The organism is Verrucosispora sp. SN26_14.1 (assembly GCF_004307965.1).
Classification (GTDB): Bacteria; Actinomycetota; Actinomycetes; order Mycobacteriales; family Micromonosporaceae; genus Micromonospora.
Genome location: NZ_SISL01000002.1, coordinates 37,176 through 56,900 on the forward strand (window position 1 = coordinate 37,176; position 19,725 = coordinate 56,900).

Genomic DNA, 19,725 nt, shown 5'->3' on the forward strand with positions numbered 1-19,725 from the left:
GGCTAACCTCCCGCCGTCACGGTGCCGGCGCGGTGTTTCACCGTCAGCTCCTCCAGCCTCGGCACGATCTCGTTCGGCGTCGGCAGGGCCTCGATCTCGGCGGTCAGCGCGGCTGCCCGCAGGCCGAACGTCGGCTCACCGAGCAGGCGCAGCACGGCGGCGCGCACGCTCTCACCGGTCGCCAAGGTGGTCGGAAGCTCCAGCCCGGCGCCCTGCTCGGCGAGCAGCCGACCGAGGATCGGCTGGTCGGCGTGATGGTGCAGTGCCAGCTGAGGCACCGGGTACAGAGCGGTGGTGGCCAGGGTCGCCGCACCGGCGTGGTTGACGACCACCGAGCAACTCGGCACCAGGGCGTGCCACGGAACGTATGAGACGAGCCGGACGTTGGCCGAAAGGGCGCCGAGGCCGGCCTGCTGATCGGCTGCCACGGTGGCCACCACCTCGACGTCGAGGTCGGCCAGGGCGGCCAACACGTCGGCCATCGAGATCGCGTAGCCGCGGAAGATCTCGGTCGCGCTGACGCCCATGGTCAGTCCGATCCGTGGCCGCTCCGGCGGACGAAACAGCCAGCGGGGGACCACCGCCGGACCCCCGTACGGGACGTATCTGGTGCGCACGTACTCCAGGTCGGCCTCGACCTGCAGACTGCGAGGGAGCTGGTCGATGGTGAAGTGGCCGGTGAAGAGATCCTCGGTGAAGTCGAACCCGTACCGGCGGCCGTAGCCAGCGAACCAGTCCGCGATGGGATCCGCCCGCTCATCTTCCGGCTGGGCGGCGTTCAGCTGACGATAGAGCTGCCGGACTCCGCCGTAGACATCGACGCCGAACAGCAGCCGGGCGTGCGCGGCGCCACAGGACTGGGCCGCTATCGAGCCAGCATAGGACAGAGCGTCCCAGACCACCAGGTCCGGCCGCCAGTGGCGGGCATACTCCACCAACTCGGCGATGATCGGAAAGTTCGCCACCCGGTGGAATCCGGCCGCCGCGCGGGCGATGCCTGGCCGCAGGTACTCCCAGGTCGCCTTGGTCGGATCATCGAATGCGTCGTACGGCTTGAAGTGGCCGACGCGCATCTGGGCCAGCAGATCTGGGCGGTGTGCGGTGATTCGCCACGGGTCGCGGTTGCCGCCGACCGGCACCGCGGTGAGACCGGCCTGGGTGATGGTGTCGGCGAACCAGGGCTGGCTGGCCACGTGCACCTCGTGCCCGGCGGTCCGCAGCGCCCAGGCGGTGGTCACCATGTACTGGAAGATGGTCTTTTCCGGGTTCAGGGCGAACAGCACCCGCATCGCGTCACTCCCCGCAGCTCAGGACGTCCGCGCCGGAGCGCTCTCATGGGCCAGCGCGCGGGCGAGGTTCTCCAAGCCGTCCTGCAGTGCCACCTGCGGCGCCCAACCGCTCGCCCCCTGGAATCGAGCCGGGTCCAGAACGAAGTCGAGCATGTCCGTCGGCATCGAGTGGGTGGCCGGCGGCACGGTGACCACGGGCACTTCAGGCTGGCCGGTTGTCGTCGCCACCACCTTGGCGATCGTCGAGAACAGGTCACCGATGCTGGTCGCCTGCCCGGTCCCGACCAGCCAGTGCCGGCCAACCAGCTCCTCGATGCGGTCGATCGCAGTGACGAACGCGGCGGCGGCGTCGTCCACGCAGAGCAGGTCGCGGGTGACGCTGCCGTCGTGCCACATGGTCAGCGGCTCACCGGCGAAGGCCTTGCGGGTCATGGTCGCCACCACGCCGCGGTCCAGGCCGGTCGGATCGGCGCCCTGGCTGTACAGGGTGGCCAGGCGGAGGGTGGTGCCGCGCAGCAGCCCGTCCGCGGTGACCGACTCGATCAGCCGTTCACCGGCGGTCTTCTGCCGGTCGTAGGCGGTGATCGGCTCGTCCCGCTCGGAGCCGTCGATCCGGTGCGACGGCGGCTTGCCAACCTGGGACATGGATCCGGCGAAGACGACCACGGGTGGCCGGGCCGGCCGTTGTGCCCGGATCGCGGCCACGATGTCGTGCACCAGGCCGAGATTGACCCGTTCGGCCTGTGGATCGGTGGCCGCGGAGCGCCAGGTGCCTGATCCGGTCATGTGCGCCACTAGGTGCACCACCACGTCGGCGCCGGCGATCGCAGCGGCGACCGCACCCTCGTCGGTGAGGTCGAGCGCGCGCACCTCGGTCTCGGCCCGAGCGCCGGCCGGCAGTGCGGTGGGCCGGCGGCCGACGAGCCGTAGCCGCACCGGACGACGCGCGAGGGTACGAGAGACGGCGGTACCGAGTAGCCCGGAGGCGCCGAGCACTGCGATCAATGGTGGCTTCCGTTGGCCTTCCACGGCCGCTCCTCTCAATATTCGTGCGGGTCAGTGACGGGTCAGCAGGACGCCATCGAGATTGGCTTCCTCGATCCATTCCTGCCGCAGGATCTCGAAGCTGTGCAGATCCCACAACCGGCCCCGGAAATAGACGTGTTCGGGCAGGACTGCCCGCTCCGAGTTGTTGCCGGGGCGCACGCCGAAAGATGCGAAGCTGACCTGGGTGGTCTGCACGATGATCTTATCGATGTCGAGGGTCGCGAAAGCGTAATTGATGGAGAGATTGACCGCCTCCGACCCGATTCCGAGGCGAGCGCGCCTGGTGTCGAGGTATACCCCCAGCCTGATGTGTCCGGCCGGGTCGAGAGCGTGCAGCGCGCTGAACCCGAGAACCTCGCCGCTGCTGCGCAGGGCCACGAGGAACGTGGCGTGTGGGCGGGAGTCGGCGTTGGTGGCCCGCCCGGACTGGCGGGACGAGCCGAGCCCGGTCCGCAGCACGTGCTGGTAGAAGTTCGCCCGGTCCGCAGCGGTCGCCGGGTTCAGCACGATCCGTCGAGACATGGTGTACGGGAAGATCACGGTCAGCTCCAGGGTGGGTCGCCGTCCCGCTGGCGGGACGGCCGCAGGCGTTGCGTACAGGTCAGGACGCCCCGCTGATGTCGGCTCGGGTGCCGTTGTGCCGGCTGTAGTCCCAGCTCATCTCGCCGGCGGGGCTCGGCAACAGATCGATCTCGTGCAGCGCCTCGGGGGTGAGCTGCAGGTCGAGCGCGGCGACGTTCTCCTCCAGCCAGCGGCGGTGGCGGGTGCCCGGGATCGGCACGATCCCGTTGCCCTGCGCCAGCGTCCATGCGATCGCCACCTGGGCCGGCGTGTAGCCGAACCGGGCGCCGATCCGCCGGATGCCGTCGACGATCTGCTGGTTGGTGCGTACCGCGTCCGCCTTGAACCGGGGATCACGCAGCCGCGAGTCCTCGGGCACCAGCGCGCTCGGATCCACCCGTCCGGACAGGTAGCCGCGTCCGAGCGGGGCGAACGCGAGGAAGCCCACGTTGTGCTTTTGGCACCACGGGAGGATGTCCTCACGGCTGCTGGGCGCCCACACCGAGAGTTCGTACTGAACGGCCGTGATCGGAAAGAGCGCGTGGACCTGATCCAGTTCCTCGCAGGTGGCGTGGGAGATGCCCAGGCTCCGAACCTTCCCCTCGATGACCAGGTCGGCAAGCGCGCCCCAGGTCTCCGCGAGCGGAACGACCGGGTCGACCCGGTGCAGCTGGTACAGGTCGATCACCTCGACCTGTAGCCGCTGCAGGGATGCCTCACATGCCTTGCGCAGGTACTCCGGCCTGCCGTTGCGGCTGAACTTGCCGTCCGGTCCGGTGACCAGGCCACACTTGGTGGCGATGTGCACCGACTCGCCATATCGACGCAACGTCCGGCCGACCAGCCGTTCGTTGGTGAACGGGCCGTATGCGTCGGCGGTGTCGAAGAGATTGATGCCCAGTTCGACCGCCCGATGGATGACCCTGGCCGACTCTTCGTCGTCACGCTCCGCCGTGCCGTAACCATGGGACATCGAGCTGCAACCGAGACCGATCGCGCTGACCTGAAAACCATCCGCGAGCCTGGTTTCGTGCATTTCCACTCTCAAATCCACCATCTCGGTGACCTAGGTGTCGTCGGGAGTGGATGTTCCCCAAACGAGTGGCGTCGCGCAATAGTTCGGCGGAGTCAGATCACTTTCCCCGTTTGTCTCTTGATGGCTGGTGAGCGAATTCGAGAAAATCGTCGACCACGTGCGGCAGGGCCTCGTGCAGGAACGCCACAGCCTGTGCCGTGCCGATGTCGCGCACCTGGTAAGCCTTCTCGCCGGCCGCCGTCGAGACCTCGATCGTCCGTAGGCCGAGGGCCCGCTGGACGAGCGTCTCGCCCATCATGAAGCCGATGACCGCCCTGCGGTGCAACGCGTTGGTCGTCCGACGGTTCCAACCGGCGCGCATCACCAGGTAGTCGCCCGCCAGCGTGTGGCCCAGGGTGCGCTGGGCGACGACAGCCAGCACGATCGACACCGGCACCAGCCAGGCGAAGATCTCCCACACCCAGTCCGGCAGCGCACCCGTCCGGCCGAGCCAGAAGGTGAACACGGCCAGGAGTCCAGGACCGGTGACCGCCCACCAGAGCCGGCGGACCAGCCCGGAGTCGGGATGCCGTCGTAACGGAGCTTCCAGCGGTTGTACGTCGTCGTTGAGCACCAGGGCGGCGACCCGCTTAGCCTCGCGCAGCGGCACCCGGGGAAGGATCGTGGCGCCGGACTCGCCGCCGGACCATGCCGACAGGCCGGTCGAGATGACCTGGGTTTCGGTCAGCTTCATCCACCGCCAGAACAGTGGTTCGCTCAGGTGGATGCCGCGCAGGCGGGAGTCGTCACGATAGACCTCGCGGGTGTCGAACAGGCCGGTCCTGGTGACCAGGGCCGAGCCGGACTCGGTCTTCGCCCGCAGCAGTTGGAGCTTCCAGTTCTCCTTGACGAAGCCCCAGGCCAGCCCGGCCATGCCGATCACGAACGTGCCACCGACGATGATGACCGCGGACCAGACCGGGCCGACCGCGTCCCAGTCGACGATCCGGCCGACGACGTCGCGCAGGTCGATGTTCACGATCTGCAGAACCCAGAACAAACCCCAGAGCAGCAGGGCGGCGACCAGGAACGCCCAGATGTTGACGACGTTGTAGAAGAACCACCACCACTTGACGCTGGCGATCAACGTTTCCTCGCGCGGTTCCCCGGCCGGCGCGGCTTCCGCCGCTTTCGGCTCGTCCTCGGTGGTCGGCGCAACGGGGACCCGATCTTCCTGCGAGGTGGGCCGGCTGCGGTACTGGCGCTGAAGTTCCAGCCGCAGCGCGGTGGCGGCTTCGACGGAGAGCGCGTCGAGCTTGAAGGCCTGCTTCGCCTCACCGGAGGAGACGCCGACCACCCGCAGTCCAGCGATTCGGTGCCGTGGCCTGGCCGTGAAGTCGACGCTGCGGATGCGGTCCCGGGGCACCGACCGGTACTTCTTGGTCAGCCACCCGATCCGCTGCTCGATCCGTTCGTCGGTCACCCGGTACCGCGTCTTCAGCCAGCGCAGCAGGTCCACGATCGCGTTGAGGACGCCGATCGAGGTGGCCACCAGGGCGGGCCAGATGCCGAAGGACCCGGAGTCGAAGTCGACGTCGAAGACCACCCAGACCAGGAAGGTCGGCAGGAACGAGATGACGAACATGGCCAGGTCGACGAAGACCACGCGAATGTCCAGCCGTAGCCAGGGGGTTTCCTCGACTGCCGGGTGCGACGTGTAGTCGAGCTCGTCCTGACCGGTTTCCGCGAGGTCGGTCCGCCCGGCGTCAGGCTGCTCCGAGGTGCTCGGTGGGGACACGGCGCTCACGTGGCGTCCCCCGGGGTCTGCTGGGTGATCGCGGTCAGCCGCTGGGCCACCTCGGCGACCGTCTCGGCGTCCACCCCGGCGATGGTGATGCTGCCCTGCCTGGCGGCCGTGGTCACCTTCAGCGTGGCGAGCCCCATCACCTGGGCCAATGGACCCCGGGTGGTGTCGATGCTCTGGATGCGTGAGATGGGGGTGATCCGCCACTCGCGGGTGAGCCAGCCGCTGAGGGCGTACACGGCCTGGTCGGTGACCTCCCACCGGTGCACCAGGTATCGCCACGACGGCATGATCGTGATGTTCACGAGGTAGATGACGGCGAGGACCCAGAGGATCGGGCCGAGCCACGGCCGCGATGCCTCCCAGAGCCGGTATGTCAGGCCGAGCCCGCCGAGGACCCAGAAGGCGCCGATGACCGCGTGCAGGGTCCAGAGCAGGATCGCCTTCCTCTCGACCCGGTACCGGGGCGGGCGCAGTGTGACGGGGGTCGGTGTGGGCGCTGACCCCGCTTCCGGTACAACCATTTCTGTCATCCCATGATGCTGCATGAAGCCGGCTGCCTGTCGCAACGACCGGTTGACCCCCGACAATTGACGAGAAATTGCCAGCAAATTGTCGCGGTGCGGCAGTCGGCGGCCCCGACGGAAACGTCGGGACCGCCGACTGCCGCGCTCCGGTCTCAGCTGCCGTTCGCTCGTACGGAGCCGGTCTCGAGTTGCACCGTGGCGGCGTGGTCGAGGTTGGCGACGATCCAGGCGAGCAGATCCGTGTCGGCTCGTTCGGCCGCCGCCTGCCAGCGTTGCTTCTGATCAGCGACCAAGTTCATCTGCAACTGGACGATCTCGGCGGGTTGGGTCTTCGCGACACCGCGCCGCTGCTGGATCTGGCGGCGCAGCTGATTGCGTGACCAGCCGTTGAGCTCTGCCTGGGTGAGCATGGCCTCCTGCTCCTGTTCGGGGAGGCCGGCGACCTCCGCATGGTGCTGGAAGCTCAGCCGCTCCCGCCGTCGGTGAGGTGTGAACCGACGGGCGACCCACGCGTAGTTCCGCAGCGTCTGGTAGTCCAGCGAGGTCTCGGCGATGGCGTGACGATAGCGGTCCGGGTAGGCGGACTGGCCGTAGATGAGCCAGTCGCCGAGCCACCAGGCCGACGAGTCGGCAATGACAAATATTTGTTTCCCGAGATTGCGCCATGCCGTTATTGGCATACCCTGAGGAATCGTCAGGTTCGTGCGCTTCGTAGCGGCTCTGCCATTGACCCCCAGCCGGCTGTTGATCGCCCTGGCGTTCGGGTCGTTGCGGCTTCCCTCGGCCGTCAGGCTCTGCTGTGTCGAGCCCGTGTTCGCTGTCGCAGGTCTGACCGTACGATTGCTGATCACACTTACCGCCCCCGCAGTTTGTCGTTCGGACCAAGCAACGCGGATCGTTTCAGCGGGTGCTGGATGATGACTACACAAGATCTAGACGCCGGAGGGGGCCCGTCTCGCCGGCGGGACGGCCGCGCCCGACTGCCCTGCGAGGCCTCCCCGACGGCCCGGTGGCCGGGCTTCGAGAGCAGCGACACGGGGTGGGGTCGGGCGCCGCGCCGCAGCCGTCATACCGGAACCCGGCGGGAGGCGGGCAACCTGCTCGACCGGTGGATTGTCGCATCCCGGGCCGAGCAGAAATTCAATAAGAAGGCGGATCAGCCGGCCCGGCCGCCGCCCACCGGCGGCTCGGCCGGACCCTCCGCAGGCGTGACCGACGGGCTGCTCTCGTGCAGGTCCGCCCGTAGTTGTTCCTCTGCGGTCTCCTCGACCCGGTTCATCGTCGCTCGCAGGATCGGCGGTGCCATCAGCGATGTAACGACCGCGACCAGCACGATGATGGTGTACATCTCGGGCCCTAGCACGCCGAGGCGCAGGCCGACCATGGCGATGATGACCTCGATGACGCCCCGGGCGTTCATTCCGGCGCCGATCGCGAGCCCTTCCCAGTGCGTGAGGCGACTGAGTCGCGCGCCGACGTAGGCGCCCACGAACTTGCCGACGACGGCCACCGCCAGAACGGCCACCCCGGTCAGCAGGACGGCCGGATCCGCCAGCAGCGTAAGGTCCATCCGCAGGCCGGTGGTGGCGAAGAAGACCGGAGCCAGGAAGGACAGCACGGTGGTGCGCAACGGAGCCACTCGCGCCGGCTCCAGCACGCCGCAGCTGCGGATCATGATCCCGCAGACGAATGCCCCGAACACCGCCTCCAGATGCAACGCCTGGGTGCCGGCGGCAGCCAACAGGAACAGCGTGGCCACCAGGGCTACCGTCGTGCCCGCGGCGGCCTGGCTCCGATCGGTCCGGTCGGTGAACCGCAGCGCGACCCGCACCGCCGGGCGCAGCAGGACCGCCGTGACCGCCACCAAGGCGACGGCCCCGAGCGAGACGAGGATCGTCCCGGCGCGCACACCGGTGGTGGCCATTGCCGACACCACCGCCAGCATCATCCAGCCGATGATGTCGTCGATCATGACCGCGGTCAGCGTCAGCTGGCCGACGTTGCGGTGCAACAGCCGCATCTCCATCAGCGTCTTGGCGATGACCGGGATCGCGCTGACGCCCATCGCCACGCCGAGGAACAGCACGAAGGTGCTCCGGTCGGCGGTTTCCGGCACCAGCCAGCCTGGTAGCACGAGACCGGTGAGCACACCGAACCCGAGCGGCACGGCGAAGCCGGCGAAGCTGATCCGTACCGCGGTCAAGCCACGTCTGCGCACCAGGTTCAGATCGAGGTGCGCGCCGGTGAGGCCGACGAGCAGCAGCACACCCACCTGGCCGACGGCATCGAGCAGGTGCAGCTGTGCCGCCTCCGGCCGCAGGAGCCAGGCCATGGCGTCCGGCGACAAGTGCGCCAACAGTGACGGACCGAGGATGATGCCGGCGCTCAACTCGCCGACCAGGGCGGGCATGCCGAGCCGGACGGCGAGCCGACCCAGCGCGAACGCCATCGACATCAGCAGGCCGAGCTGCAACAGCAGCACGAGTAGTGCGTCCGCGCCGATGGGCGCTACGGGTGCCACAGCAGACAACGTCGGGTTCACGGGTCGACCTCCGGGCGGCCTGCGCCGCGGGGCAGCATGTCCCGCGACGATCACGATCGGCATGAGCGGCGACGATTGTCGGGGAGCCGGTTCCCGGCCACAACGAACCTTCAGCGGCCACCCGCCGACGCCGTCCGGCTGATTAACATGCGCGCCATGACGAGAATGCTGGTCACCGGCGGTGCCGGATTTATCGGCGCGAACTTCGTGCACCACACCATCCGGAACCACCCGGACCACCGGCTGACGGTCCTCGACGCGTTGACCTACGCGGGGGATCGCAACAGCCTGAACCCGGTTTCCGACCGGGTTCGATTCGTACACGGCGACATCTGTGACGCCGAGCTCGTCGACCGGCTCATCGCTGACACCGACGTCGTGGTGCACTTCGCAGCCGAGTCGCACGTGGACAACTCGTTGCACGATCCGGAGCCGTTCGTCCGCACCAACGTGCTGGGTACGTTTGTGATCCTGGAGGCGGTACGGCGGCACGGCGCGCGGCTGCACCACATCTCGACCGACGAGGTGTTCGGGGACCTGGCGCTGGATTCGGCCGACCGGTTCACCGAGGAAACCCGTTACGACGCGTCGAGCCCGTACTCGGCGACCAAGGCCTCGTCGGACATGCTGGTTCGGGCGTGGGTCCGGTCCTACGGCGTGCGGGCCACGCTCTCCAACTGCGCCAACAACTACGGCCCGTTCCAGCACGTGGAGAAGTTCATCCCACGACAGGTGACGAACGTGCTGGTCGGCGCCCGGCCGAAGCTGTACGGCGCGGGCGTCAACGTGCGGGAGTGGACGCACGTCGAGGACCACAACCGGGCGGTGCACTTCATCCTGGACCGGGGCCGGATCGGCGACACGTACCTGATCGGCTCCGGCGACGAGCGCAGCAACCGGGAGATCCTGGAACTGGTACTGGACCTGATGGGCCAACGGTTGGACGCCTACGACCACGTTGCCGATCGCCCCGGCCACGACCTCAGGTACTCCAACGACAGCACCAAGCTGCGCACCGAACTCGGCTGGCTCCCGGAATACAAGGACTTCGCCGCCGGACTGTCCGCGACCATCGACTGGTACCGGACGAACGAGTGGTGGTGGAAGCCGCAGAAGGAGCGGACCGAGGCCCGTTACGAGAAGCTCGGGCGCTGACGGTCTCGTCCGGACTGGTCGGCTGGGGTACTTTCCGAGCTCGCCGGGCACGAACCCGGTGTGCCCGGGACGAACTCGCCCGTAGCCAGACGAGGAGTCACGATGACGATCACGTCCACCGCACCCACCGGCTCCCGAAACGACATCCGGCCGATGACCGGCGACGAGTACCTGCAGTCCGTCCGGGACGGGCGTGAGGTCTACGTCTACGGCGAGCGGGTCCGGGACGTGACGACGCACCCGGCCTTCCGCAACAGCGCCCGGTCGATCGCCGCGCTGTACGACGCGCTACACGACCCGACCGCGGAGGGCGTACTGCGGGTGCCGACCGACACCGGCAACGGCGGTTTCACCCACCCGTTCTTCACCACGGCGAGGTCGTCGGATGATCTGCTCGCGGCGAGGCGGGCCATCGTCGGTTGGCAACGGCTGGTGTACGGCTGGATGGGCCGGACCCCGGACTACAAGGCGGCCTTCTTCGGGACCCTCTCGGCGAACGCGGACCTGTACGGCGACTACAAGGGCAACGCTCAGCGCTGGTATCGCGAGGCGCAGGAGCGGGTCCTCTTCTTCAACCACGCCATCGCGCACCCGCCGGTGGACCGGGACCGGCCGGCGGACCGCACTGCTGACGTCTGTGTGCACGTCGAGGAGGAAACCGACAACGGCCTGATCGTCAGTGGCGCGAAGGTGGTGGCGACGGGCTCGGCGTTGACCAACGCGAATCTGGTCGCGCACTTCGGGCTGCCGCTGCGGGACAAGCGTTTCGGGTTGGTCTTCACGGTCCCGATGGATACGCCGGGGCTCAAGCTGCTGTGCCGGACCTCGTACGAGCTGGCCGCCGCGACTCTGAGCACCCCCTTCGACTATCCGCTGTCCAGCCGGATGGACGAGAACGACGCCATCATGGTGTTCGACCGTGTCCTGGTGCCGTGGGAGAACGTCTTCTCCTACGATGCGGCGTCCGCGAACGCGTTCGCCACGAAGTCCGGCTTCGTCGAGCGGTTCACGTTCCACGGCTGTGCCCGGCTGGCGGTAAAGCTGGACTTCATCGCCGGCTGTGTGCTGAAGGCGGTGGAGACGACCGGCTCCGGCACGTTCCGTGGAGTGCAGGCACAGGTTGGCGAGATCCTGAACTGGCGCGACATGTTCTGGGGGCTCTCGGACGCAATGGCGAAATCACCCACGCCGTGGGTGGGCGGTGCGGTGCAGCCGAACCTCAACTACGGCTTGGCGTACCGGACGTTCATGGGCGTGGGCTATCCGCGCATCCGCGAGATCATCCAGCAGACCCTGGGTAGCGCGTTGATCTATCTGAACTCGCATGCCGACGACTGGAAGCACCCGGACGTCCGGCCGTACCTGGACCGCTATCTGCGCGGCTCCCGTGGAGTGCAGGCGATCGACCGGGTGAAGCTGCTCAAGTTGCTCTGGGACGCGATCGGCACCGAGTTCGGTGCCCGGCACGAGCTGTACGAGCGCAACTACGGCGGTGACCACGAGGGTATCCGGGTCCAGACGCTGCAGGCGTACCAGGCGAACGGTCAGGCCGACGCGCTTAAGGGGTTCGCCGATCAGTGCATGTCGGAGTACGACCTGGACGGCTGGACCCGGCCCGACCTGATCAATCCGAGATGAGCGGCGTCCGTGGGGGCAGGGGCGGCACCGCCGTCGTGCGGTGACCACCGCAACGGGTCAGCCTCTGGCCTCGTAGACCAAGATCGCGACCTGAACCCGGTTCGTGCACTCCAGCTTGGCCAGGATGCGCGACACGTATGCCTTCACCGTGGTGAGGCTCATGTAGAGCATGGCGCTGATCTCCGCATTCGACCGGCCGGCGCCGATCGCTTCGGCGACCTCGCGCTCACGCTCGTTCAGCCGGGCCAGCGCGGCCCGGGCGTACGCCGTGCGGTCGTTGATGCGCCCGGTGTCGACATCGGCACGCACCACGTGGTCGATCAGTCGCTTGATGACCGTCGGGGACAGCATCGACTCCCCTACGGCAACCCGGCGTACCGAGTCAATGATCTCCAGAGGGGGAGTGTCCTTCAGGAGGAACCCGCTGGCACCGGCGCGCAGTGCCCGCAGGATGTGCTCGTCGGTGTCGAAGGTAGTGATCACGACTACGGCGATGTGAGCGTCGGATGCCCGCAACGCCTCGGTCGCCGACAGGCCATCCATGCCGGACATGCGGATGTCCATCAGCACCACATCGGGGGCCAACCTGCTGACCGCCTCGAGCGCCTGCCTGCCGTCACCGGCCTCGCCGACCACCTCCATGTCGCCGCTGGCGCTGAGTACCAACGACAGTCCCACCCGCACCAGCGGGTCGTCGTCCACGACCAGCACCCGGATCATTTCTGCCACGGCAGCCACACTTCCAGACGGAACAACAGGGCTCCCGACTGGTCGGGCCGGACGCCGTGCCGGGATCGTCCGCCGGCGAGAACAACCCGCTCGGCGAGCCCGACGAGGCCGGCGCCAGCGCCCGGAATGGCGGTGGCCCGGTCCGCCAGCCGGTTGCACAGCTCCACGTACAACTCGTCGTCCGGCGTACCGGCCAGTCGCACCCGCACCTCGATGCCCGCCGCGTGCTTACGGGCATTGGTCAGCCCTTCCTGCACCACCCGGTACGCGGTACGGCTCGCCGATGTGGACATCGCCCGGTCCGGTCGGTCGTCGGTGACGGTGACCTGAGCGCCGGCTTCCCGGCACTCCGCGACGAGGGCGGCGAGGTCGTTCAGATCCGGTTGCGGGCGTAGGCCCATCGGTGCGCCGTCGACGGCCAGGCCACCACCTCGAAGCACGCCCAGGATCTCCCGCAGGTCGTCGAGGGCCTCGTGCGCGGTGACCCGGATCGTTCCGGCCAACTTCGAAACGTCCGCCGCAGGGAGGTCGGCCCGGATCTCCAGCGCTCCCGCGTGCAAGCTCACCAGCGAGATTCGATGCGCGAGAACGTCGTGCATCTCCCGGGCGATGCGGGCCCGCTCGACAGCGCGGATCTGCTCGGTGCGCAGCTCCGCCTGGGCTTTGGCACGTGCCGCCCGGTCCCGCACCGCGGCGACGGCGTCCCGCCTCGCTCGCACGAGCGTGCCCAGGAGGGCGACCATCGTCAGCAGGAACGCGTGGACCGTGCTGATGACCAGCGGGGACTGGTCCGGCTCCGGCCGGGCCAGCAGGTACGGCACCTGGGCCGCGATATAGGTCACCGTGAAAGCGGCGGTGACCCGCCACCTGCAGTACTCGGCCAGCGTGAACACGATGATCAACAGAGCGCCGGCCACCATGTCGGTGACCATTGCCAGTGGGGCGAGCGCGATAGCCACCCGGACCGGATACCGCCGCCGCCACCAGAGCATGACCGACCCGACGACAGCCGGCACCAGCGCCCAGAACAGGGCCCGACCGGTGACCTGGCCGGTGCCCTCGGCCTCACCGGCGATGGCGACCGCGATGATCAACGCGATGCCGACGCAGCAGACGTCGACGACGACGTTGCGGGCCCCGCGCCAACGCCAGCGAAGGGTCATGAGCGCGCACGGGGTCGGTGCTGGTCCGTTCCCGCCTTCCGCGGGCCGGTTGCGTGAGCGTGCGCCACGTCGCGCGGAGCCGGGGCGCCGAAGCCGCTCATGCCCGCAGACCACCGACCGGCGGCGTGGCCGGTGCAGTCGACCAAAGTCGAAGGCCGGCCACCGGATCGGGCACTTTCGCCACTCGAGGCCAGGCACCGTGGTGGGCCAACATGAGATCGTCCGCCGGCCTCGACATGACCGCAGATCCGCCGAATCGGAGAGCACCCATGACCGGAATCACGGAGCGAACGGCGCAGCCGATCCCTCCCGCACACAGCGACGGGACGGCCGCGGTTCGGGCCGAGGGCGTGGCCAAACGGTACGGGCTGGGCGAGAACGCCGTGGTCGCGTTGGACGACGTGACCATCGACCTGGCACGCGGAGAATTCACCGCGATCATGGGGCCGTCCGGCTCGGGCAAGTCGACACTGATGCACTGCTTGGCCGGGCTGGACACGGTCGACGCGGGCCGGGTATTCATCGGCGGCGACGAGCTGACCGGGATGGACGACAAACAGCTGACCCGGCTACGGCGGGACCGGATCGGCTTCATCTTCCAGTCGTTCAACCTGATCCCCACCCTGTCCGCCCTGGAGAACATTATCCTCCCGATGAGCATCGCAGGCCGGAAGCCCGACGCGGAGTGGCTGGACACCGTCATCGAGACCACCGATCTGCGCAATCGCCTCGACCACCGGCCCAGTCAGCTCTCCGGCGGCCAGCAGCAGCGGGTGGCGTGCGCGCGTGCCCTGGCCAGCAGGCCGGACGTCATCTTCGCCGACGAACCGACCGGAAACCTGGATTCCCGCTCCGGCGGCGAGGTGCTGAACTTTCTGCGGGAATCGGTTCGCGCCAGCGGACAGACGATCGTGATGGTGACCCACGATCCGGTCGCCGCCGCCTACACGGACAACGTGGTGTTCCTCGCCGACGGTCGCCTGGTCGACCGCCTACGGCAGCCGACCCCGGCGACCGTCCTGGAACGGATGAAGAATCTGGACGCCCGGGTGGCGGCGGCCGAGGAGCTCCAGTCATGATCGCCAAGCTGGCGCTGCGCAACCTGCTCGCTCACCGGGCCAGGTTTCTGCTCACCGCGATCGCCGTCACGCTCGGGGTCGCGTTCGTCGCCGGAACGATGATCTTCCGGGACACGGCGAGCCAGAGCTTCGGGCCGCTCCTCGAGAAGCGGGCCCAGGCGGAGACGGTGACCGTGCGCGGGGTGGAGACGGTCTCCGGTGAGGGCGCGCCGCCGCCGACCGTCCCGGCCGCCCTGCTCGCCACCCTCACCGAGAAGGTCACCGACGCCGAGGTGTACGGGCAGATCGAGGGATACTCCGCGCTGGTGCGCGACGATGGCTCGATCGTCGGTGAGGGGGTCAACGCCAACCTGGGCGGCGCGTTCACGCCGCGGCCAGGTGTCACCCTTACGCTGCTCAGCGGCCGGGAGCCGGTCGGGGCGGACGAGATAGTGGTGGAAACCAGGACCGCGACCGAAGGTCTGGTCAAGGTCGGTGACTCGTTCACGGTGGTCGCCCAGCGCGACACCCGCAAGATGAAGGTCGTCGGCATCTTCGCGCTCAAGGACGACGACATCGGTCGGGTGGTGACGTACATCGGCTATTCGCCAGCTGCCGCCCACGAACTGTTGACCGGGCCGGATCGCTACTCCGCGGTCTTCCTCAAACCTGACCAGGGCGCCTCCCAGCAGCAGATCATCGAGCAGGTGCGGCCGCTGCTGTCGGAGCAGTACGAGGCGACGACACCGGACCAGCAGGCGGAACAGTTCGAGGCCGAACTCATGCAACTCTTCGCCCTGCTGAGCCGCTTCCTGCTGGCCTTCGCCGGGGTGTCGGTGGTGGTGGGTTCATTCATCATCTTCAACACGTTTGTCATGCTGATCGCGCAGCGCACCCGGGAGCTCGCACTGCTGCGCGCGCTGGGCGGCGGACGCGCCCAGGTGACCCGGGCCGTGCTCGTCGAGGGGCTGGGTATCGGGCTGCTCGGCTCCACCCTCGGTCTGGTTGCCGGCGTCGGGGTGTCGTTCCTGCTGCGCTTGCTGTTCACCCAGTTCGCGGGCACCCAGCTGCCGTTGCGGACGCCGGTCGTCGCGTCCACGACGGTGTTCTGGTCCTACCTGGTGGGCGTGCTCGTGACGGTGGCGGCGGCGTACATCCCGGCGCGGCGCGCGTCGCGGATTCCGCCGATGGCGGCACTGCGCGACGACGTCACGGAGGCCCGCCGGGCCCGGCTGGTCCGGCTGGTCCTCGGGCTGGTGGTGGCGCTGTTCGGTGGCGCGGCACTGGCCGGCGGAATGGCGGACCCCGGCGCCGGCGGCGCCGCCCTGGTGGTGATCGGCGGGCTGGTCCTGCTGCTGGCCGCCGCCATGCTCAGCCCGTACCTGGGCCGCCCGGTGATCCGGCTGCTCGGCTGGCCGATCGCGAAGGTGACCGGCGCGGTGGGCCGGCTGAGTCGAGAGAACGCCCACCGGGACCCTCGCCGTTCGGCGGCGACCGCCTCCGCGTTGATGGTCGGGCTGGCCCTGGTGTCGGTGGCGACGGTGCTGGCCACCTCGATGAGTGCCTCCGCCGAGGCCGATGTCGACCGACAGTTCGGCGCCGACTACACGATGGAGCCACGTGGGCTGACCGGGTTCAACCGGGAGGTGGTCGACAAGGTGGCCGCGGTGCCAGGCGTCCGCACCGTCACGCCGTTGCAGATCGGCTCGCTGTTAGTCGGTAAGGAGGAGATGGCGGCTGTGGTCGCCGACGCGCAGGCCCTGGCGGTGCCGGCGAACCTGACGATCGTGGCGGGCTCCGCGGCGCTGGGAACCGACGACATCCTGGTGCAGCGCTCGCTCGCCGAGTCGCGGGCCTGGCAGATCGGCAGCACGGTCTCGGGTAGGTATCCGGACGGCAAAACCGCCACTTTCCGGGTCGGCGGGATCTTCTCCGACAACCGAGTGGTGGGCCGCTCGATCGTGATCCATCCCGACGGCTACACCAGCCACGCGCCTACCACGCTGATCCAGAAGGCCTTCGTGGACCTCGACGACACTCGGGCCGCGACAGCGCTCACTGAGGTGCGTGACGTGCTGCGGGCGTACCCGAACGTCGACCTCCAGGACCGGGAGGATGCCAAGGCGACCGCCCGTCAGGGCATCGATCAGATCCTGACGGTCGTGGTGGTGCTGCTCGTTCTCTCGATCGCAATCGCGACCCTCGGGATTGTGAACACCCTTGGCCTCTCGGTCATCGAGCGGACCCGGGAGATCGGTCTGCTGAGGGCAGTCGGGATGGCGCGGTCCCAGGTCGCCGCCATGATCAGGTACGAATCGATAATGATCGCACTGTTTGGCGCCGTCCTCGGGGTGGCGCTCGGCACGGCCGTCGGCTGGGCTCTCCAGCGGGCGATGGCCGACGAGGTCAGTACACTCCGCATTCCCGTGGGCCGCCTGGGCTCCTACCTGCTCGCTGCGATCGTCATCGCGGTGGTCGCCGCCCTGTGGCCCGCCCGTCGGGCCTCGAAGATGAATGTCCTCCGAGCGATTCATCACGAATAGCCTGCGGCCGGACCCGTGTGGCGCATCCAGGTGCGCGGCACGGGTCCGATTCCAGGTCGCCGGCCGTCGCCAAGCCGCGTGCATACGCGAAGATCAGGGGGTTCAACCGGAAGAGGTCCGTCGCCATCTCCTCGACCAGGCTTGCATCGATGAGCGCGTCTAGGGCGTGGCGCGCGTGATAAGACTCGGTGCCGGCGAACGCGCTCGCGGTGGTGAGACTGATGGTGCGGGTGGTGGACCGCCCGAGCGCCACGAACATAGCAGCCGCTTCCGGCGCCAACGCCCGGTAGGACCAACCGAAGACGTTGCGCAGCGAGGAGTGCTCGTCCCCGGGGACCTCCAGTCGGTCCAGTAGTTCGGTCCCGACCGGTTCGAGTAGCGCCCGGTCCGGTGCTGGCGATCCGGCGATGCGGGCAGCCGCGATCCGCAGTGCCAGCGGCAGCCGCCCGCAGGCATGCACCACCTTGCGCACCGCGGATCGGTTCCGCTGCAACGTCGCCGGCCGCCCGAGCATGTTGCCGAACAGCTCGACGGCATCGCTCTCGCCCAGCGGGCCCAGGGCGAGCTGACGGGCGCCGTCGCGGACGGTCAGTCCGGTCAGGCGGTTGCGGCTGGTGACGATGGTCAGCGAGGAGGTGGCACCCGGCAACAGTGGCCGCACCTGTTCGGCTGAGTGGGCGTTGTCGAGCAGGATGAGCATCCGTCGCCCCGCCACCAGGCTCCGGTACAACCCACTCATCCGTTCCAGGTCGCCGCCGGGAGAGGGCGCTCCGAGCGCGGCGAGAAGATGCCCGAGAGCCTCTCCTCCGGACATCGGACCGCTGCCCTCTTCGGCGAAGCCGCGCAGGTCGATGTGCAGCTGCCCGTCGTCGAACTGCCGGGCGAGGGAGTGGGCGAACTGCACCGCCAGCGCGGTCTTGCCGACCCCCGGCGGGCCGGTGAGCGCGACGACCGCGGCTTCCCCCGCGCTGTGTGCGGCGGACACCACGTCATTGAGCTGTCGCAGATCTGCTGCCCGGCCGGTGAAGCCGGGGACGGTCCGGGCCAGCTGTGCCATCGTGGTGGACTGTCCGTCGGGCTCGTCGAGTTGGCCGCCGGTCATCGGTGGGGCCGGTCCGGTCGACAGCCTGACCAGGACACGGTCGTCCGGCAGCCCGATCGGCTGGCCGTCGGCGCCGTCGCCGGTGCGGCGCAGGATCTGCTCGTAGAGTTGCTGAAGTCGGTCGCCCGGCTCGACGCCGACCTCCTCGGCGAGCGCAGCGCGTATGTCGTGGTATTCCTGAAGGGCGGCCGGCTGACGGCCCATCCGTACATAACAGGACATCAGCAGGTATCGCAGCCGTTCCCGCGTCGGGTGGCGCCGTACCAGACTTAGCAGGTGCACCATGACCTGCGAATATTGTCGGGTTTCCAGGAGTAGCTCGGCACGGTCTTCGAGCGCGATCAGCCGCATCTCGCTCAGCCGGAGGCGTTCGGCCTCCGCGAAGGGCCCCACCGTGCCGCCGTACGGAGTTCCTCGCCAGGATTCCAGGCCCGCATCGAGCTCGCCGATCGCCGAGTGCAGGGAGTTCATCCGGCGCAACCGACCCGCGTTTGCCAGACGGGCCTCGAAGTACTGCTGGTCGATGTTCTCCGGCGCGAATTGCAGCGTGTACCCGGACCCGTTGTAGATCAACAGTTCCGACGGCGCGCGGAGGGGACGCTCAGGCTCTAGGCGGGCACGGATGCCGGCCACGTAGGTGTGGACGCTGTTGCGTGCCGTCGCCGGAGGCTCGCTGCCCCACACGGCCTCGATCAGTTCGTCCCGGTTGACCCGTTGGTTGGCGTTTGCGGCCAGCACGGCGAAAACGGACTTCTGCCTCGGTGGGCCGAGTTCGACCTCCCGATCGGTGGTCGCAACCGTGACCGGCCCCAACAGTCGTGCTTGCGCGCTTGCGACCACAAATATTTCCCCCTCCATTGCGCCGACCTCCGGTGGCATAGGTTAACAGTGATGACCGATTTTCGTCGGGAGTCCGCTGCCTCCGAGGCGTTGAGCGGCCTGAGGTCGATGGTGGAAATGAGCCCTTACCAGGCTTCCTCAGCTCTCGACGGCCTTCAATGAAATGAAAATAGCTGGTAACCAGGCCGTTCGACGAGGCCAAAGGCCCGATTCGGGCGAACCGTACCTTCTCGTCGTGGCTCGTCCCGGGTCGGCAGCACCCGCCCGCGCGAGGATCGAGGCGACCCTGGGGCGCGACCGAGAGCGAGCGGTGCCCAGCGGTTCACCCCGGGGGTCGCTCTTCCCGGGAGATTGCGCTGAATTAGCGATATTTGTCCGGCCAGGAGAGTCGATCCCTCGCGTGACTCGCAAGAGCGGCACCGACCCGTCGTCCTTGCGAAGTGCCCTCGGTGTCGGCGCGCGGTCGTCGGCGGCCCGCCAGCGATTCCTCGGTAAAGAATGGATAGAGATGGCGTAATCGTTTGTTGATAATGAATATGGACGGCTTCTGGGGTGGTCTGCTGGATTCTGCAGCAACTGGTGTCAGTTCCTTGTCGCCATTCATCATGGGCTCGGCCAATCGTCGACTCCCCTGGCAAGGTGGGGAAGGCCCGGCTGCGGACCACGGAGAATCCCCATGGCCACCACAAGATCGAGACGATTCCGAGTCGCG

At 68.3% G+C, this 19,725-nt stretch carries 15 protein-coding genes; 4 read left to right on the plus strand and 11 right to left on the minus strand.

Annotated features, from left to right (window positions below):
- Nucleotides 1–2: 2 nt before the first annotated feature.
- The 8 genes from EYA84_RS00440 to EYA84_RS00475 all read right to left on the minus strand — a co-directional run bounded on the left by EYA84_RS00440 (nt 3) and on the right by EYA84_RS00475 (nt 8,848).
- Nucleotides 3–1,289 (minus strand): activator-dependent family glycosyltransferase, encoded by a 1,287-nt coding sequence (locus EYA84_RS00440; RefSeq protein WP_131050951.1) that lies wholly within the window; start codon nt 1,287–1,289, stop codon nt 3–5.
- An 18-nt stretch (nt 1,290–1,307) separates the two neighbouring features.
- Entirely contained in the window at nt 1,308–2,318 is a 1,011-nt protein-coding gene (locus EYA84_RS00445) for an NAD-dependent epimerase/dehydratase (RefSeq protein WP_343232735.1), read from the minus strand.
- Between the two features lie 27 nt (nt 2,319–2,345).
- Nucleotides 2,346–2,843 carry a GNAT family N-acetyltransferase gene (locus EYA84_RS00450; protein ID WP_161594867.1) on the minus strand — a complete coding sequence of 166 codons (498 nt, stop codon included), beginning with the start codon at nt 2,841–2,843 and terminating at the stop codon, nt 2,346–2,348.
- A 94-nt stretch (nt 2,844–2,937) separates the two neighbouring features.
- Complete coding sequence (locus tag EYA84_RS00455) at nt 2,938–3,954, minus strand: aldo/keto reductase (RefSeq protein ID WP_343232736.1); 1,017 nt, start codon at nt 3,952–3,954, stop codon at nt 2,938–2,940.
- Between the two features lie 76 nt (nt 3,955–4,030).
- The gene (locus tag EYA84_RS00460) at nt 4,031–5,719 is read right to left on the minus strand and encodes a PH domain-containing protein (protein WP_131050955.1); all 1,689 of its coding nucleotides are present in this window, start codon (nt 5,717–5,719) and stop codon (nt 4,031–4,033) included.
- Nucleotides 5,716–6,249: a PH domain-containing protein gene (locus EYA84_RS00465; RefSeq protein WP_201272248.1), complete on the minus strand. Its 534-nt coding sequence runs from the start codon at nt 6,247–6,249 to the stop codon at nt 5,716–5,718. The genes EYA84_RS00460 and EYA84_RS00465 overlap by 4 nt, the downstream gene beginning before the upstream one ends.
- Before the next feature lie 146 nt (nt 6,250–6,395).
- A complete protein-coding gene (locus EYA84_RS00470; RefSeq protein WP_236145513.1) occupies nt 6,396–7,094 on the minus strand; it encodes an LmbU family transcriptional regulator in 699 nt (232 codons plus the stop codon).
- 305 nt (nt 7,095–7,399) lie between these two features.
- The gene (locus EYA84_RS00475) at nt 7,400–8,848 is read right to left on the minus strand and encodes a cation:proton antiporter (protein WP_131050957.1); all 1,449 of its coding nucleotides are present in this window, start codon (nt 8,846–8,848) and stop codon (nt 7,400–7,402) included.
- Nucleotides 8,849–8,950: 102 nt separating this feature from the next.
- Between EYA84_RS00475 and rfbB the strand changes: the two genes are divergently transcribed.
- Together rfbB and EYA84_RS00485 are read left to right on the plus strand one after the other, a co-directional pair.
- Entirely contained in the window at nt 8,951–9,940 is a 990-nt protein-coding gene (rfbB, locus tag EYA84_RS00480; protein ID WP_131050997.1) for a dTDP-glucose 4,6-dehydratase, read from the plus strand.
- A gap of 102 nt (nt 9,941–10,042) precedes the next feature.
- Nucleotides 10,043–11,578, plus strand: coding sequence for a 4-hydroxyphenylacetate 3-hydroxylase family protein (locus EYA84_RS00485; protein WP_131050959.1), 1,536 nt, complete (start codon nt 10,043–10,045; stop codon nt 11,576–11,578).
- A 57-nt stretch (nt 11,579–11,635) separates the two neighbouring features.
- Here the strand turns inward: EYA84_RS00485 and EYA84_RS00490 are convergent, their stop codons facing one another.
- Nucleotides 11,636–12,307 (minus strand): response regulator, encoded by a 672-nt coding sequence (locus tag EYA84_RS00490; protein ID WP_394347537.1) that lies wholly within the window; start codon nt 12,305–12,307, stop codon nt 11,636–11,638.
- Nucleotides 12,295–13,470, minus strand: coding sequence for a sensor histidine kinase (locus EYA84_RS00495; protein WP_131050962.1), 1,176 nt, complete (start codon nt 13,468–13,470; stop codon nt 12,295–12,297). The genes EYA84_RS00490 and EYA84_RS00495 overlap by 13 nt, the downstream gene beginning before the upstream one ends.
- A gap of 269 nt (nt 13,471–13,739) precedes the next feature.
- On the opposite strand from EYA84_RS00495, the gene EYA84_RS00500 reads away from it, so the two are divergent.
- Entirely contained in the window at nt 13,740–14,549 is an 810-nt protein-coding gene (locus EYA84_RS00500) for an ABC transporter ATP-binding protein (protein ID WP_131050964.1), read from the plus strand.
- Complete coding sequence (locus EYA84_RS00505; protein WP_236145514.1) at nt 14,546–17,071, plus strand: ABC transporter permease; 2,526 nt, start codon at nt 14,546–14,548, stop codon at nt 17,069–17,071. Before EYA84_RS00500 ends, EYA84_RS00505 begins: the two co-directional genes overlap by 4 nt.
- Here the strand turns inward: EYA84_RS00505 and EYA84_RS00510 are convergent.
- On the minus strand, nt 16,992–19,052 hold the full coding sequence (locus EYA84_RS00510; protein WP_131050966.1) for a BTAD domain-containing putative transcriptional regulator: 2,061 nt from the start codon (nt 19,050–19,052) through the stop codon (nt 16,992–16,994). The genes EYA84_RS00505 and EYA84_RS00510 overlap by 80 nt on opposite strands.
- Nucleotides 19,053–19,725 lie beyond the last annotated feature (673 nt).

Excerpts from the sequence above, each read along its gene's own strand:
- EYA84_RS00440 (WP_131050951.1), bottom strand. The coding sequence starts at position 1,289 with ATGCGGGTGCTGTTCGCCCTGAACCCGGAAAAGACCATCTTCCAGTAC.
- EYA84_RS00455 (WP_343232736.1), bottom strand. The coding sequence starts at position 3,954 with ATGGTGGATTTGAGAGTGGAAATGCACGAAACCAGGCTCGCGGATGGT.
- EYA84_RS00465 (WP_201272248.1), bottom strand. The coding sequence starts at position 6,249 with ATGACAGAAATGGTTGTACCGGAAGCGGGGTCAGCGCCCACACCGACC.
- EYA84_RS00475 (WP_131050957.1), bottom strand. The coding sequence starts at position 8,848 with ATGCCGATCGTGATCGTCGCGGGACATGCTGCCCCGCGGCGCAGGCCG.
- rfbB (WP_131050997.1), top strand. The coding sequence starts at position 8,951 with ATGCTGGTCACCGGCGGTGCCGGATTTATCGGCGCGAACTTCGTGCAC.
- EYA84_RS00485 (WP_131050959.1), top strand. The coding sequence starts at position 10,043 with ATGACGATCACGTCCACCGCACCCACCGGCTCCCGAAACGACATCCGG.
- EYA84_RS00495 (WP_131050962.1), bottom strand. The coding sequence starts at position 13,470 with ATGACCCTTCGCTGGCGTTGGCGCGGGGCCCGCAACGTCGTCGTCGAC.
- EYA84_RS00500 (WP_131050964.1), top strand. The coding sequence starts at position 13,740 with ATGACCGGAATCACGGAGCGAACGGCGCAGCCGATCCCTCCCGCACAC.
- EYA84_RS00505 (WP_236145514.1), top strand. The coding sequence starts at position 14,546 with ATGATCGCCAAGCTGGCGCTGCGCAACCTGCTCGCTCACCGGGCCAGG.
- EYA84_RS00510 (WP_131050966.1), bottom strand. The coding sequence starts at position 19,052 with ATGCCACCGGAGGTCGGCGCAATGGAGGGGGAAATATTTGTGGTCGCA.